Source organism: Pedobacter sp. AK017 (genome assembly GCF_014200825.1).
Lineage (GTDB): Bacteria > Bacteroidota > Bacteroidia > Sphingobacteriales > Sphingobacteriaceae > Pedobacter > Pedobacter heparinus.
The window spans coordinates 89,132-102,305 of the sequence record NZ_JACHCW010000009.1 but is presented as its reverse complement, the minus strand read 5'-3'; the positions used below and the strand labels follow the sequence as shown (position 1 = coordinate 102,305).

The 13,174-nt window shown below is 39.0% G+C and carries 13 protein-coding genes; 9 read left to right on the top strand and 4 right to left on the bottom strand.

Annotation, left to right across the window (positions count from 1 at the left end):
- Nucleotides 1–23 precede the first annotated feature (23 nt).
- The 7 genes from HDC92_RS14310 to asnS all read left to right on the top strand — a co-directional run bounded on the left by HDC92_RS14310 (nt 24) and on the right by asnS (nt 6,906).
- On the top strand, nt 24–653 hold the full coding sequence (locus tag HDC92_RS14310) for a hypothetical protein (protein ID WP_015808820.1): 630 nt from the start codon (nt 24–26) through the stop codon (nt 651–653).
- Nucleotides 653–949, top strand: a complete 297-nt coding sequence (locus HDC92_RS14305; protein WP_015808821.1) for a winged helix-turn-helix domain-containing protein — start codon at nt 653–655, stop codon at nt 947–949. The genes HDC92_RS14310 and HDC92_RS14305 overlap by 1 nt, the downstream gene beginning before the upstream one ends.
- 49 nt (nt 950–998) lie before the next feature.
- Nucleotides 999–1,301, top strand: a complete 303-nt coding sequence (locus HDC92_RS14300) for a hypothetical protein (RefSeq protein WP_183875464.1) — start codon at nt 999–1,001, stop codon at nt 1,299–1,301.
- Nucleotides 1,302–1,320: 19 nt separating this feature from the next.
- A complete protein-coding gene (locus HDC92_RS14295) occupies nt 1,321–2,937 on the top strand; it encodes a DUF4173 domain-containing protein (protein WP_183875461.1) in 1,617 nt (538 codons plus the stop codon).
- Nucleotides 2,938–2,954: 17 nt separating this feature from the next.
- A complete protein-coding gene (locus HDC92_RS14290) occupies nt 2,955–3,710 on the top strand; it encodes a ferritin-like domain-containing protein (RefSeq protein ID WP_183875460.1) in 756 nt (251 codons plus the stop codon).
- A 40-nt stretch (nt 3,711–3,750) separates the two neighbouring features.
- Nucleotides 3,751–4,941, top strand: coding sequence for an ADP-forming succinate--CoA ligase subunit beta (gene sucC / locus HDC92_RS14285; RefSeq protein WP_015808825.1), 1,191 nt, complete (start codon nt 3,751–3,753; stop codon nt 4,939–4,941).
- A 516-nt stretch (nt 4,942–5,457) separates the two neighbouring features.
- Nucleotides 5,458–6,906 carry an asparagine--tRNA ligase gene (gene asnS / locus HDC92_RS14280; RefSeq protein WP_015808826.1) on the top strand — a complete coding sequence of 483 codons (1,449 nt, stop codon included), beginning with the start codon at nt 5,458–5,460 and terminating at the stop codon, nt 6,904–6,906.
- A 74-nt stretch (nt 6,907–6,980) separates the two neighbouring features.
- Here asnS and HDC92_RS14275 read toward each other — a convergent pair whose 3' ends face one another.
- On the bottom strand, nt 6,981–8,651 hold the full coding sequence (locus HDC92_RS14275) for an FMN-binding glutamate synthase family protein (RefSeq protein ID WP_183875458.1): 1,671 nt from the start codon (nt 8,649–8,651) through the stop codon (nt 6,981–6,983).
- Nucleotides 8,652–8,729: 78 nt separating this feature from the next.
- Between HDC92_RS14275 and HDC92_RS14270 the strand changes: the two genes are divergently transcribed.
- Together HDC92_RS14270 and nhaA are read left to right on the top strand one after the other, a co-directional pair.
- Nucleotides 8,730–9,350, top strand: a complete 621-nt coding sequence (locus tag HDC92_RS14270; protein WP_183875456.1) for an L-threonylcarbamoyladenylate synthase — start codon at nt 8,730–8,732, stop codon at nt 9,348–9,350.
- Between the two features lie 30 nt (nt 9,351–9,380).
- Entirely contained in the window at nt 9,381–10,568 is a 1,188-nt protein-coding gene (nhaA, locus tag HDC92_RS14265) for a Na+/H+ antiporter NhaA (protein WP_183875454.1), read from the top strand.
- Here the strand turns inward: nhaA and trpA are convergent.
- From trpA to HDC92_RS14250, 3 genes are read right to left on the bottom strand one after another with little or no spacing between them, the layout of a single operon-like run.
- Nucleotides 10,555–11,325: a tryptophan synthase subunit alpha gene (gene trpA / locus HDC92_RS14260; RefSeq protein WP_015808830.1), complete on the bottom strand. Its 771-nt coding sequence runs from the start codon at nt 11,323–11,325 to the stop codon at nt 10,555–10,557. The two genes, nhaA and trpA, sit on opposite strands and share 14 nt — an antisense overlap.
- Nucleotides 11,326–11,344: 19 nt before the next feature.
- A complete protein-coding gene (gene trpB, locus HDC92_RS14255) occupies nt 11,345–12,526 on the bottom strand; it encodes a tryptophan synthase subunit beta (protein WP_015808831.1) in 1,182 nt (393 codons plus the stop codon).
- Nucleotides 12,523–13,155, bottom strand: a complete 633-nt coding sequence (locus tag HDC92_RS14250) for a phosphoribosylanthranilate isomerase (RefSeq protein ID WP_183875452.1) — start codon at nt 13,153–13,155, stop codon at nt 12,523–12,525. Before HDC92_RS14250 ends, trpB begins: the two co-directional genes overlap by 4 nt.
- Between the last annotated feature and the right edge of the window lie 19 nt (nt 13,156–13,174).

Genomic DNA, 13,174 nt, shown 5'->3' with positions numbered 1-13,174 from the left:
TTGAAAAACAAAGTACTTTTAAGATGAATAAACAGGAAGAACAACTCAATGCATTGAACGACATCAGGAATATCATGGACCGTTCATCAAGATTCATCTCTCTAAGTGGGCTATCCGGAGTTTTCGCAGGTTTTACCGCCCTGTTAGGCGCTTACCTTGCCCATATTGAAATAGCTGATTATGTAAATGGGAAATACACCTATGGACAATCTGACCTGAATCTGGAATTCAGCCTGATTAAAATAGGTCTTGCTGTGCTCATCGTTGCACTAGTGGGTGGCCTTCTGCTAACTTTAAGGCAAACTAAAAAGAAGAACCTCCCATTTTGGGACAGGACTACTAAAAACTTACTCATCAACCTGGCCATCCCGCTAATCTCAGGTGGTCTGTTCATTATAGCCCTGTTGCTTGTTCATCCCCGATCATATGGTCTGATTGCTCCCTCCTGCCTGGTGTTTTACGGACTGGCTCTGATCAATGCCAGCAAGTATACCTATTCTGACATTCGGTTTTTAGGATTTTGCGAAGTGGTTCTTGGCTTAATAGCCATGTTCAATATTGGTTATGGGCTTTACTTCTGGGCTACAGGTTTTGGTTTCCTACACATCTTTTACGGGACGATCATGTATTTTAAATACGAAAGGGCCAAATAATGAAGAACCCCATAGAAGCCCTGAATAAGATATTCGACAGCCGGATAAGACTGGGCGTAATGTCCGTACTCGTAGTTAATGATAGTGTCAGTTTTAATGAACTGAAGCAATTGCTGGAACTGACAGACGGCAACCTGGCCTCCCATCTGAATACACTGGAGCAGGCACAATACCTGAAAGTTCAGAAATCTTTTATAGGAAAAAAAACAAATACAACCTATATGCTTACTGAATTGGGAAGACATGCCTTTAAAACGCATTTAGATGCTTTAGAAAAAATGATTAAGGGGATTTAATTTTTTTACACATATACTTTGAATTTCAAAGTACTTTTAAACTAATAAAATGAAAACAAATTCAGTTCAACAAATGACAGCCACGGGTAAAATCTGCGCCAAATATTTATTCGTCACTGGCTCAGGATTATTTTTATTTTTTTTCCTGACCAGGTTTGATCCGCTGCTTATCATTGGGACGTACTATCTGGTCCTCGCTCTCCTGATCAATTCAGTGATCTTTTTACTATTGGTTTTCATGGCACTCCTGCAGCCCAGTGCTTATTGTGAGCTATTGATCACGGCTATCATTATGCTACTCAACCTGCCTGCCGCCTATTTATATTTTTATCTAGTAATGCAAATTGCCTGACTTTTAACATCATACCGTTATGAAACAAAAAATAAATTTACAGCTAATGGCAACCCTTACAGGTGGTCTGCTGTTTAATTACCTCTTCTGGATGGAAAAACAAGCCATCAATCTCCTGATCTATACTATCTTTATACTAACCATCATCTTGATGGATAAAGAGAAGAGTAAGAACATAAAAAGCTATTTAGCCGGTGCCAGTCTACTGCTGGCTTCCCTCTTAGTTGTCTTCAATAAATCTGCCCTTACTGTTATTACCTGGTATATCAGTTTGGCTATTGTGATTGGCATTACCCACTTTCAATTGCTCAGAAGCATCTTTACCATCATCCTGGCAGCGATTTTACAATTTGTTACTGCTCCTGTAAACCTGGTAAAAAAAATATTGGGTGCACGCTTTAGCGGGATGTTTTTTAAACCTCTGCTGAGCTCGTTTAAGTACATCATCATCCCTCTCATTGCCATTACTTTTTTCATAACACTTTATAGCGCAGCAAATAACATATTTGCCAGCTACGTTGAACAATTTTTCTCAGGTATAAATACCTTTATCAACAACATATTCAACTTTCTATTTGCCGATTTAAACTTACCACGCTTTCTGCACATTATTTTAGGCATTGTGCTTGCTGCTGCAATTTTTATAAGGCTAAAGGACCTTGAACTGGAAAAAGCAGAATCAGGTTGCAACGAACAACTTATACGCCAGCGCCGGAATAAGAAAAACCGCTCTGTATTTTACAATCTAAGCCATATTTTTGCAGGCAGTTTGCTAAAACGTAAAACCGCCCTAAAGACTGAGAATATCATTGGCATCATCTCCTTTTCGGCCTTAAATCTTTTGATACTTGCTTTAAACCTGATTGATATCAGCACCCTCTGGCTCGGAGAAACAACTTCCATGAATGCCAGCTACTCTGAGGCCCTGCATGATGGCGCTGAGGCATTAATTTTCAGCATTATCATGGCAATGCTGGTCATTGTTTATTTTTTTAGCGGGAACCTGAATTTCTACAGTAAAAACAGAGCACTTCGTTTACTGGCCTATTTGTGGATCTTTCAAAATGCCTTCCTGATTGCTTCTGTACTGCTCCGGGATTTACACTATATCAGTGCGCTTGGCTTAACTTATAAACGTATAGGTGTAATGGTTTTCCTGCTACTTTGCATTATTGGTCTGATTACCGTTTACCTTAAAGTATCCAGACAGAAGACTTTCTTTTACCTCTGCAAAGTAAACGGCTTTGCCTGGTATGTTCTGCTGCTTGTTTTTAGCTTTATAAACTGGGATGTATTTATTGTGTCCTACAACATTAACCATAAGGAGTCCATACGCCTCGATTTTGATCACTTAATTGGTTTTTCAGATAAAACTTTACCGCTGTTGCACCAGAATAAACAACTGTTCAGTAAATATCTTGGAACATCAGTATACGCTTCCCGACGCGAATATGATCCTCAAACACAAAGCAACCAGTTAAAGAGGACAACTGACGAGGAACAGAAACTCGCTTTTGAAAACGTTTTAAAAGAAAGGATCAGCATATTCAGGGAAGAATATAACCATGGTTCATGGCTTTCCTGGAACTACCGCGATTGGCAAACCCAGCAATATTTACTTAAAAACCGGTTATAACATTAAAACTTCAAGCTATGCACAACTCACGGTATTGGATAAACTATTTCAATCGTAATCTTAAAAACCAAAGGATCGACTGGAGTGTAAAACCCGATCTTTCTAAAATAGAAAAACAGCATATACTAAAATCGTTACAAGCCTGGCAATTAGGGGAAACATCAGAAGGCACCAATCTCATCAATGCGGCAACAAAACATGCAAAACAACTGAATGACCCTTATTATACTAATGCCATTAAACTTTTTATCAAAGAAGAGCAAAAACACGGAAGTAACCTGGGGAGGTATATAGATCTTATTGGCGAACAAAGAATTAAGAAGGATTGGGGCGATAGTTTATTCAGAAAAATAAGAGGTTTAAATAGGAATATGGAATTCTGGACCCTTGCTGTAATTACCGTAGAAAGTGCGGCGCAGATATTTTACCAATGTTTAAAAGATGCAACGGGATGCAGCTTACTTAAACAGATATGTACAGATATTTTAATTGATGAGGCTGCACATATCACTTTTCAAATTGAACGATTAAGTCTGATATATCAATATAAAAATCCAATGATCAGGACAAGTATTTATTATTTTTATAGTGTTTTCTATTTTTCAACAGCATTCATCGTTTGGATTGCCCATAAGAGACTATTTAAGGCCGGACATGTCGATTTTAATAATTACTGGATGAAGATGAAACTAAAGTTTAAAAAGACCATAAAAAAACTGAAACCTGAACAAGAAAATATAAAGCTTGAAAATACCTGTCGTCATTTGTTATAAAGCTTTTGAAGTTGTAGATTTGGACAAATTTTTTCAGCGAATGAATATCCACGAATATCAAGGTAAAGAAATACTTAAAAGTTTTGGTGTAGCCGTACAAGAAGGTATAGTTGCCGACACGGTAGAGCAGGCTGTAGAAGCTGCTAAAAAAATGAAAACTGACTACAATTCTGACTGGGTTGTAATTAAAGCTCAGATCCACGCAGGTGGACGGGGTAAAGGCGGTGGTGTAAAACTAGCCAAGAACCTTGATGAGGTTAAGGAAAGAGCAACTGCAATTTTAGGAATGCAGCTTGTAACTCCGCAAACTGGTCCTGAAGGAAAAAAAGTTAACAAGATTTTAGTTGCCCAGGATGTATATTATCCGGGAGCTTCTGAAACCAAAGAGTTCTATATAAGCGTTTTATTGAACCGTGGAAATGGAAGAAACATCATCATGTATTCGACTGAAGGTGGTATGGACATTGAAGAAGTTGCGGAGCATACACCTCATCTGATCTTTAAAGAAGAAATTGACCCTAAAGTTGGCTTACAAGCATTTCAGGCACGCAAAATTGCTTTTAATTTAGGTTTAAGCGGTGCGGCTTTTAAAGAAATGGTAAAATTTGTAACTGCACTTTACAAAGCTTATGACAGCACGGATTCTGCGATGTTCGAAATCAATCCAGTGTTAAAAACTTCTGATGACAAGATCATCGCTGTTGATGCTAAAGTTGATCTGGATGAGAATGCATTGTTCCGTCATCCTGATTATGCAGCAATGCGCGATAAACTGGAAGAAGATCCTACAGATGTGGAAGCAAGTGAATCTAACCTTAATTATGTAAAGCTTGACGGGAACGTGGGTTGTATGGTTAATGGTGCCGGTTTAGCTATGGCTACTATGGACATCATTAAGATTGCCGGTGGCGAACCTGCTAACTTCCTTGATGTTGGTGGTACTGCAAATGCACAAACTGTAAAGGCTGGTTTTAACATTATACTTAAAGACCCCAACGTAAAAGCAATCCTGATCAATATATTTGGTGGTATTGTACGTTGTGACCGGGTTGCACAAGGAGTAATAGATGCATATAATGAAATTGGTAATGTTCCGGTTCCTATCATTTGCCGTTTACAAGGTACCAATGCTGAAGAGGCGAAAAAACTGATAGATGAATCAGGATTGAAAGTTTATTCAGCTATTGCTTTAAAAGAAGCATCTGACCTGGTAACTAAAGTTTTAGCTTAGAAGATCATTCTCAATAATAAAAGAGAGTATCCGAAAGGTACTCTCTTTTTTTTGTGCATTTTTTTCACCTTCTTAAAAAGAAAAGGCCTACATCCATCCAGATGTAGGCCTTTCTAACCAAATATAAATTAAACGAGCATTACAAATATAGAGATATATTCCAATTATACACTAAAAAACAAATAAAAAATTAAAATATTTTATATAAAAATCGAAATAACAATAAAATAATAGAAAAAACATTTAAAAATAAATTGTAAAACCAATAAAGTACACAATAAACTCATAAAAACCACAATAAATTAACTATAAAATCAAAAAAAATAAAAAATACAAACAAATAATACAACAAAAACAATTATTTAACGCATAAAAAATCAAAAACACTAAAAAAATAATAAAATAACATAGAAAAATCACTGCATAACGTGAAAAAAGACCAAAACAGAACTCGAAATATTATACTGTTATTTATTGGTAGAATTCCTTAATTTTGACGCTCTTCACAATAAAATCATGATACACAGAGAAAAAGTAAAGAGTCTGCTCGAGACAGAAGAGTTTAACAGAGAAGTAACAGTTATGGGTTGGGTACGTACCTTCCGTAACAATCAGTTTATAGCTATAAATGATGGCTCCTGCATGGGAAACATCCAGGTTGTTGTTGATTTTAATCATACGGATGAAGCCTTATTGAAACGCATTACTACTGGTGCAGCAATTGCTGTAAATGGTATTATTGTGGAATCCGTTGGAAAAGGACAAAGAGTTGATATAAAAGCAACCTCCATAGAAATACTAGGTGATAGTGATCCGGAGAAATTCCCTTTACAACCTAAAAAACATAGCTTAGAGTTTTTAAGGGAAATCGCACACCTGCGTTTTCGTACCAATACTTTTAATGCGATATTTAAGGTACGCCATGCACTGGCCTTTGCAATACACCAGTTTTACAATGAAAGAGGCTTTGTGTATATGCACACACCAATTATTACAGCTTCAGATGCTGAAGGTGCCGGAGAAATGTTCAGAGTAACGACACTTGACCTGGAAAACCCGCCACGCACTGAAGATGGTAAGGTAGATTTTTCTGAGGATTTCTTTGCCCGCTCTACAAACCTAACAGTTTCAGGTCAGCTGGAAGGCGAGCTTGCGGCTATGGCATTTGGACAGATTTATACTTTCGGACCAACCTTTAGGGCTGAAAACTCAAATACAACACGCCATCTGGCTGAATTCTGGATGGTAGAGCCTGAGGTTGCTTTTGCCGACCTGGAAGACAACATGCAGCTGGCAGAGGACATGCTCAAATACGTGATCCGTTATGCTTTGGACAACTGCGCAACAGAAATTGATTTCTTAAACAACAGGTTACTGGAAGAAGAGAAATCAAAACCACAAAATGAGCGCAGTGAAATGTCGCTGATTGAAAAATTAAATTTCTGTCTGGATAATGATTTTGAAAGGTTAACGTATACCGAAGCCATTAAAATTTTAAAATCGTCGAAACCAAATCAGAAAAAACAGTTCAAATACCTGATTGATGAATGGGGTGCTGACCTGCAATCGGAACACGAGCGCTACCTGGTTGAAAAACATTTTAAGAAACCGGTAATCCTGACAGATTACCCTGCCGATATTAAATCATTTTACATGAGACAAAATGAACCCGATGAAGTGGGAAGAAAAACGGTAGCCGCAATGGATATCCTTTTCCCTGGAATAGGAGAAATGGTTGGAGGTTCACAAAGGGAAGAACGTATGGATAAATTGGTTGCCAGAATGGAAGAATTAAATATTCCACAGGAAGAACTTTGGTGGTTTTTAGACACCAGACGTTTCGGTTCGGCACCGCACTCTGGTTTTGGCCTTGGCTTTGAAAGACTTGTTCTTTTTGTAAGTGGCATGACCAACATCAGGGATGTTATTGCATTTCCCCGTTTCCCTAAGAATGCAGAATTTTAACCTCTAAAACAACTATATAAAAAGCCGTAAACAATTTTTGTTGTTTACGGCTTTTTTATTGAGCACCCTCCGGATTAAGAATTATTCTTATGTTCAGCCATATCATCCGAATAAGAATTCGCATGTGCATAATCAACCATCGATACTTTATAATCTGTTGGATTAAAACTAGCTGATGTACTGAGTGCCATACCCAGTTCAAAACGCATCGGATAAGGCGTTTGCAGTAAACTTCCTTCAGGGATATAAGGAAAACTCTCCATATAAGAATGCATTACATTTGGCGCTATCCGCCTGTTGATATAAGCTCTTGTAAGCTGATATGGATGGTGTAAACCTGCGGCCCCAAGCAATTCAACTGCACTGGCCACAGTAAGTCGGTGGAAATTGAATACCCTCACCTTTTTATCTTCTACTACAAGACCCTTCATTAAACTCGGATCTTGTGTAGCTACACCAGTAGGACATGTATTGCTGTTACACTCCAAAGCCTGGATACAACCCAATGCAAACATCATACCCCTGGCAGAATTACATAAATCGGCCCCAAGGGCAATATTTTTAACCAGATCGAAGCCTGAAGCTACTTTTCCGGATGCAATAATCTTGATGTGTTGTTTCAGATTAAAACCACTAAGCACATCATATACAAAAGCTACTGCTTCTCTTAAAGGCATGCCAACAGCATTCGAAAACTCCTGAGGCGAAGCACCGGTACCACCCTCTCCACCATCTACGGTAATAAAATCAACATAAATCCCGGTTTCCACCATTGCCTTACAAATAGCAAAAAACTCGCTTCTCCGGCCAATGCACAACTTAATTCCAATTGGCTTACCACCCGATAATTCACGCAGCTGCTTTACAAAAGCAACGAGTTCCAAAGGGGTCCTGAAAGCTGAATGTGAAGGTGGAGAAATCACATCATAGCCTTCTTTTACCAGCCGGATCCTGGCTATTTCTGGTGTTACTTTTTTGGCAGGCAAAATTCCTCCATGCCCCGGTTTAGCACCCTGGGAAAGTTTAATTTCGATCATTTTAACCTGATCGGATTTAGACCTTTGGGCAAAAGCTTCAGGATTAAAAGAACCATCATCGTGGTTGCGACAGCCAAAATAACCTGTTCCGATTTGCCAGATCAGGTCGCCACCAGGATTGGCATGGTAATCACTAATCCCTCCCTCACCTGTATTATGTGCGAAACCACCCAGTTTTGCACCACCGTTTAAAGCAAGGATAGCATTCTGGCTTAAAGAACCGAAGCTCATAGCAGATATGTTATAGATACTGGCAGAATAAGGCTGGGTACAGTTCGGACCACCAACAAGTACACGAGGGTTCTCTTCCAGCTCGTGATGACTGATGGCTGAAATACTATGACTTAACCACTCATAACCGTTTTCATATACGTCAAGTTGTGTTCCAAAGGGAATAGTATCGTTCTCCATTTTTGCACGCTGATAGATCAACGAACGATTTAAACGGCTAAATGGCTTGCCATTGGTATCACTCTCTACAAAATACTGGTATATTTTTGGCCGCAGGTCTTCCATAAAATACCTTAAACGGCCTACAACCGGGTAGTTGCGGACAATACTATGCTTAGGCTGGTATAAATCGTAAATGCCCAATAAAACCACCGGGCCTGTAAAAATAAACAACCACCATAACGGTGCGTAGGTAAGGCCTAACATTATGGTAAGCGCTACCAAAAATGCTGCAATAGCGATGAATGCTTTTCTCATACGTATCAATTTACTAAAAAACATGCCAATTGAGCAATAATAATCCAATTTCGGTCTAACATTTGTGTAATTTTACACATGCTTATCAAAATTTATCCCGAAAATCCCAATCCAAAAGCAATCGAACAGGTTGTTGATGTACTTAAAAAGGGTGGCTTAATCATATATCCTACTGATACGGTTTATGGTTTGGGCTGCGACATTACGAACCAAAAGGCCATCGAAAAGATATGTCGTCTTAGGGGTATAAAGCCTGAAAAAGCCAATTTTTCTTTCATATGCTCGGATTTAAGACATATTTCCGATTTCATCAAACCTATTGATACAGCAACATTCAGGGTATTAAAAAAAGCCCTACCGGGCCCTTTTACCTTTATTTTAAATGCGAACAATAACGTACCCAAACTGTTAAGTTCCAATAAAAAAACAGTTGGTATTAGGGTACCAGATAATGACATTGCCAGAGAAATTGTCAGGCAACTTGGCAACCCTATTCTATCTACCTCCATCCGTGATGACGATGAAGTAATAGAGTATTCTACCGATCCGGAACTGATCCATGAGAAATATGAAGATACAGTTGATATGGTGATAGATGGTGGTTTTGGCGACAATGAAGCTTCCACGGTGGTAGACTGTACTTCCGGAGACTTTGAGATCATCCGTGAAGGAAAAGGAGATTTGGATAGCTTTCTGTAATTTTTATCCAAAATAGCTATATTTACCAGTATGGATAAATTACTCGACCTACAGGCATTTAAAGATTTTTTCCGTTCAGGTCAAATTGGTGGGGTAATATTATTGATTTGTGTGGCAATTTCACTCTTCATTGCCAATTCATCTTATGCCACCGCATTTGCCGATTTTTTAGCTACAGACTTCGGGTTTACCTTTGGTGCCAATGCCTATGTTTTTTCAGTATCTGCTTGGATTAATGATGCCTTAATGGCTGTATTCTTTTTACTGGTTGGCCTGGAAATTAAACGTGAAATGGTGGAAGGGGAATTGTCATCGATTAAGAAAGCATCGCTACCAGTAGTAGCTGCTCTTGGTGGCATGTTGGTACCTGCATTTATCTATTTTATGTTCAATAAAGGTGAAAATACAGCATCAGGCTGGGGAATACCTATGGCTACAGATATTGCTTTTGCACTGGCCATTATTTCTATGCTTGGTAAACATGTACCTACCTCTTTAAAAGTATTTCTGGCTGCACTCGCTATTGTTGACGACCTTGGTGCTATCCTTGTCATCGCTATTTTTTATACCAATGAAGTGCATTTTGATTATTTACTGATGGCAGCTGGTATAGTAGCACTGCTGCTGGTCTTCAATTTTTTAAATGTAAAACCACTTTACTTTTACCTGATACCAGGTGTGTTTTTATGGTACTTCATCCATCACTCGGGAATACATGCCACCATTGCTGGGGTTTTACTGGCCTTAACCATCCCCACAAACAATACGAATGTTGAATCTCCACTGGAAAAACTGGAACATCTGCTGAATGGCCCCGTAAACTACTTTATCATGCCTATTTTTGCACTGGCCAATACCAATATCACTTTTCAGAAAGAAATGGTCAGCGGATTGATATCGCCACTTGGTTTTGGAATTATTACAGGTTTATTTATAGGAAAAACCATTGGTGTAACCTTGTTTTCATGGGCAGCGGTAAAACTTAAGCTGGGTAGTTTACCATCCAGATCTGGCTGGAAACACATTATTGGTCTGGGTATGCTTGCTGGTATTGGCTTTACCATGTCTATTTTCATATCCCTTTTATCTTTCAGCGATGTCCTTCATGTTACAGAAGCGAAGTTTGCTGTGCTCTGCGCTTCTGTACTATCAGGTATAGCGGGGTTTGCATTTTTAAAATCAATCCCCAAAAAGAAACCAGCAGTTAATCCTGCTTAAAATTTTGCATAAAGGTTTCAATACTTCCTTTTAAATTGCTTGTATCCAGCGCTTTTACAAATGCACTACCTATAATAGCCCCATTGGCATATTCACAGGCTTTATCAAAGGTTTCTTTACTACTGATACCAAAACCAATCATAGTTGGGTTCTTTAATTTAAGATCTGCTATCCTTGAAAAATAGGCTTCAGTATGGTTAGATACCTGCAGATTTTGCCCGGTTGTTGCCGATGAAGATAACAGATAGATGAATCCGTTACTTAAACTATCGATTTTCTGAATGCGGTCTGCAGCCGTTTGCGGAGTAATCAGGAATATATTGCTTAAACCATATTTAGCAAAAACTGGCTGGTAAAGTCTTTCGTATTCTACCATAGGCAAATCGGGGACAATGCAACCATCTACTCCAACTTCAGCACAGGCTTTACAGAAATTCTCGACACCAAACTGTAACACCGGGTTTACATAGCCCATTAATAAAACAGGTATACTGACGGTTTTACGCAAATCTTTTAGTTGCTGAAACAGGAGTTTAAGATCCATTCCATTATCTAGCGCCTGCTTGCTGCTGGCCTGTATAATTGGCCCATCTGCTACAGGATCTGAATAAGGAAAACCAATTTCCAATAGATTGGCGCCTGATTTTTCCAATTCTTCTGCAATAGCTAAAGTATCGCCTAAATTGGGATAACCAGCTGTGTAATATATTGAAAGTATATTTTTCTTTTCCTGAAATAATTGTTGTAATCTGTTCATATTGGTGTTGTACCTTCGTTTATAAATTAAAGTATTTCATATAGGTATCCATGTCTTTATCTCCTCTTCCTGAAAGACAAACAACTACATTTTCTTTACCGGTAAAGGTCATTTTCTCTAAATAAGCCAGCGCATGCGCACTTTCAATTGCCGGAATAATACCTTCCATCTGGGTAAGCAACAAACCTGCCTGTAAAGATTCATCATCGGTAATGGACACATACAGGCCACGCCCCGTTTTAAATAAATGCGCATGCTGAGGGCCAATACCAGGGTAATCCAGACCTGCAGATACAGAATGTGGCTCTACCACCTGTCCGTCCGGTGTTTGCATCAAAATGCTTCTGCTCCCATGCAGTACACCTTCTTTACCCAAAGCTGTAGTAGCCGCTGAAAATCCACTATCAATCCCCTTACCCCCTGCTTCAACAGCGATCAGTTTAACTTTTTCATCCTCTATAAAATGATAAAACATGCCCATCGCATTACTACCACCACCTACACAGGCCAGCACATAATCCGGCTGGTCATTTCCGGTTTGTTCTATAAGTTGTTTCTTAGTTTCTTCGGATATGATGGATTGAAAAATAGCCACCATATCCGGATAAGGATGGGGACCGACTACAGATCCTATAATATAATGGGTATCCACGGGATTATTGATCCAATCACGCATAGCCTCGTTGGTTGCATCTTTTAAAGTTTTACTACCTGAGGTTGCCGGCACTACTTTGGCACCCAGCATTTTCATCCGGGCCACATTAGGGGCCTGGCGCTTAATGTCAACTTCCCCCATATATACCACGCACTCCAGGCCACGTAATGCGCAAACTGTGGCTGTAGCCACCCCATGTTGCCCTGCACCAGTTTCGGCAATGATCCGTTTTTTCCCAAGGCGTTCTGCCAGCAGAATCTGCCCGATGGTATTGTTGATCTTATGGGCACCAGTATGGTTCAGGTCTTCACGTTTTAGAAATATATTCGCATTGTACTTTTTTGAGAGCCTTTTGGCCAGGTACAATGGGGATGGCCTGCCCACATAATCTTTCAGCAGCTGATGAAACTCTTTCTGGAACGATTCGTCCTCAATTATTTTAAGGTAATTCTGTCTCAGTTCCTCTACGTTAGGGTACAGCATTTCGGGAATGTAAGCTCCACCAAAATCTCCGTAATAACCTTTTTCATTTACAAAATAACTCATAATGCATTCTTAAAATCTGTCAATTTATCTATGTCTTTTAAACCAGGGGTAAGTTCAAACTTACTATTAATGTCTATGGCGTAAAGACGGGTATCTGTTATATTTTTTAGTTGCGCTATGCTATCAGGGCCAATTCCCCCACTTAAAAAGTAAGGTTTATTTAAAGTATACTTTTCAAGAAGACTCCAGTTAAAGGTTTTACCGGAACCCCCATGACCTGCTGTCTGGGTATCAAAAAGAAAATAATCTACCACTGGTTCATAGCTTTTCAGCTGGCTGAAATCAAAGTGCTCATCAATTCCAAATGCCTTGATTAGAACAATACCATGGTCGGCAAGCAAACCTTTTAAAGCAATGCAATACTTTACAGGTTCAGAACCATGAAGTTGTACAGCATTTAATCCATATAAAATTGCCAGTTCGGCAACTTTGTTCAGTTCTTCATTTACAAAAACCCCTGTTTTTTTGATCCCCGCGGGCAGGTTACGTACAAATGAAGGCGTGAGGCCTGCAATAAACCGTTTAGACTGCCTGTAAAAGATGAAACCTAAATAATCAGGCCTTAGCGCAGCTACAGCCTCAATATTATCTGTGAGCTTCATTCCACATACTTTTAGTTTAGGTTTCATTTTATCTCCGGATTTATCT

Excerpts from the sequence above, each read along its gene's own strand:
- HDC92_RS14305 (WP_015808821.1), top strand. The coding sequence starts at position 653 with ATGAAGAACCCCATAGAAGCCCTGAATAAGATATTCGACAGCCGGATA.
- nhaA (WP_183875454.1), top strand. The coding sequence starts at position 9,381 with ATGGATAAATTACTCGACCTACAGGCATTTAAAGATTTTTTCCGTTCA.
- HDC92_RS14300 (WP_183875464.1), top strand. The coding sequence starts at position 999 with ATGAAAACAAATTCAGTTCAACAAATGACAGCCACGGGTAAAATCTGC.
- HDC92_RS14270 (WP_183875456.1), top strand. The coding sequence starts at position 8,730 with ATGCTTATCAAAATTTATCCCGAAAATCCCAATCCAAAAGCAATCGAA.
- HDC92_RS14250 (WP_183875452.1), bottom strand. The coding sequence starts at position 13,155 with ATGAAACCTAAACTAAAAGTATGTGGAATGAAGCTCACAGATAATATT.
- trpB (WP_015808831.1), bottom strand. The coding sequence starts at position 12,526 with ATGAGTTATTTTGTAAATGAAAAAGGTTATTACGGAGATTTTGGTGGA.
- asnS (WP_015808826.1), top strand. The coding sequence starts at position 5,458 with ATGATACACAGAGAAAAAGTAAAGAGTCTGCTCGAGACAGAAGAGTTT.
- HDC92_RS14290 (WP_183875460.1), top strand. The coding sequence starts at position 2,955 with ATGCACAACTCACGGTATTGGATAAACTATTTCAATCGTAATCTTAAA.
- HDC92_RS14275 (WP_183875458.1), bottom strand. The coding sequence starts at position 8,651 with ATGAGAAAAGCATTCATCGCTATTGCAGCATTTTTGGTAGCGCTTACC.
- HDC92_RS14310 (WP_015808820.1), top strand. The coding sequence starts at position 24 with ATGAATAAACAGGAAGAACAACTCAATGCATTGAACGACATCAGGAAT.
- sucC (WP_015808825.1), top strand. The coding sequence starts at position 3,751 with ATGAATATCCACGAATATCAAGGTAAAGAAATACTTAAAAGTTTTGGT.
- trpA (WP_015808830.1), bottom strand. The coding sequence starts at position 11,325 with ATGAACAGATTACAACAATTATTTCAGGAAAAGAAAAATATACTTTCA.
- HDC92_RS14295 (WP_183875461.1), top strand. The coding sequence starts at position 1,321 with ATGAAACAAAAAATAAATTTACAGCTAATGGCAACCCTTACAGGTGGT.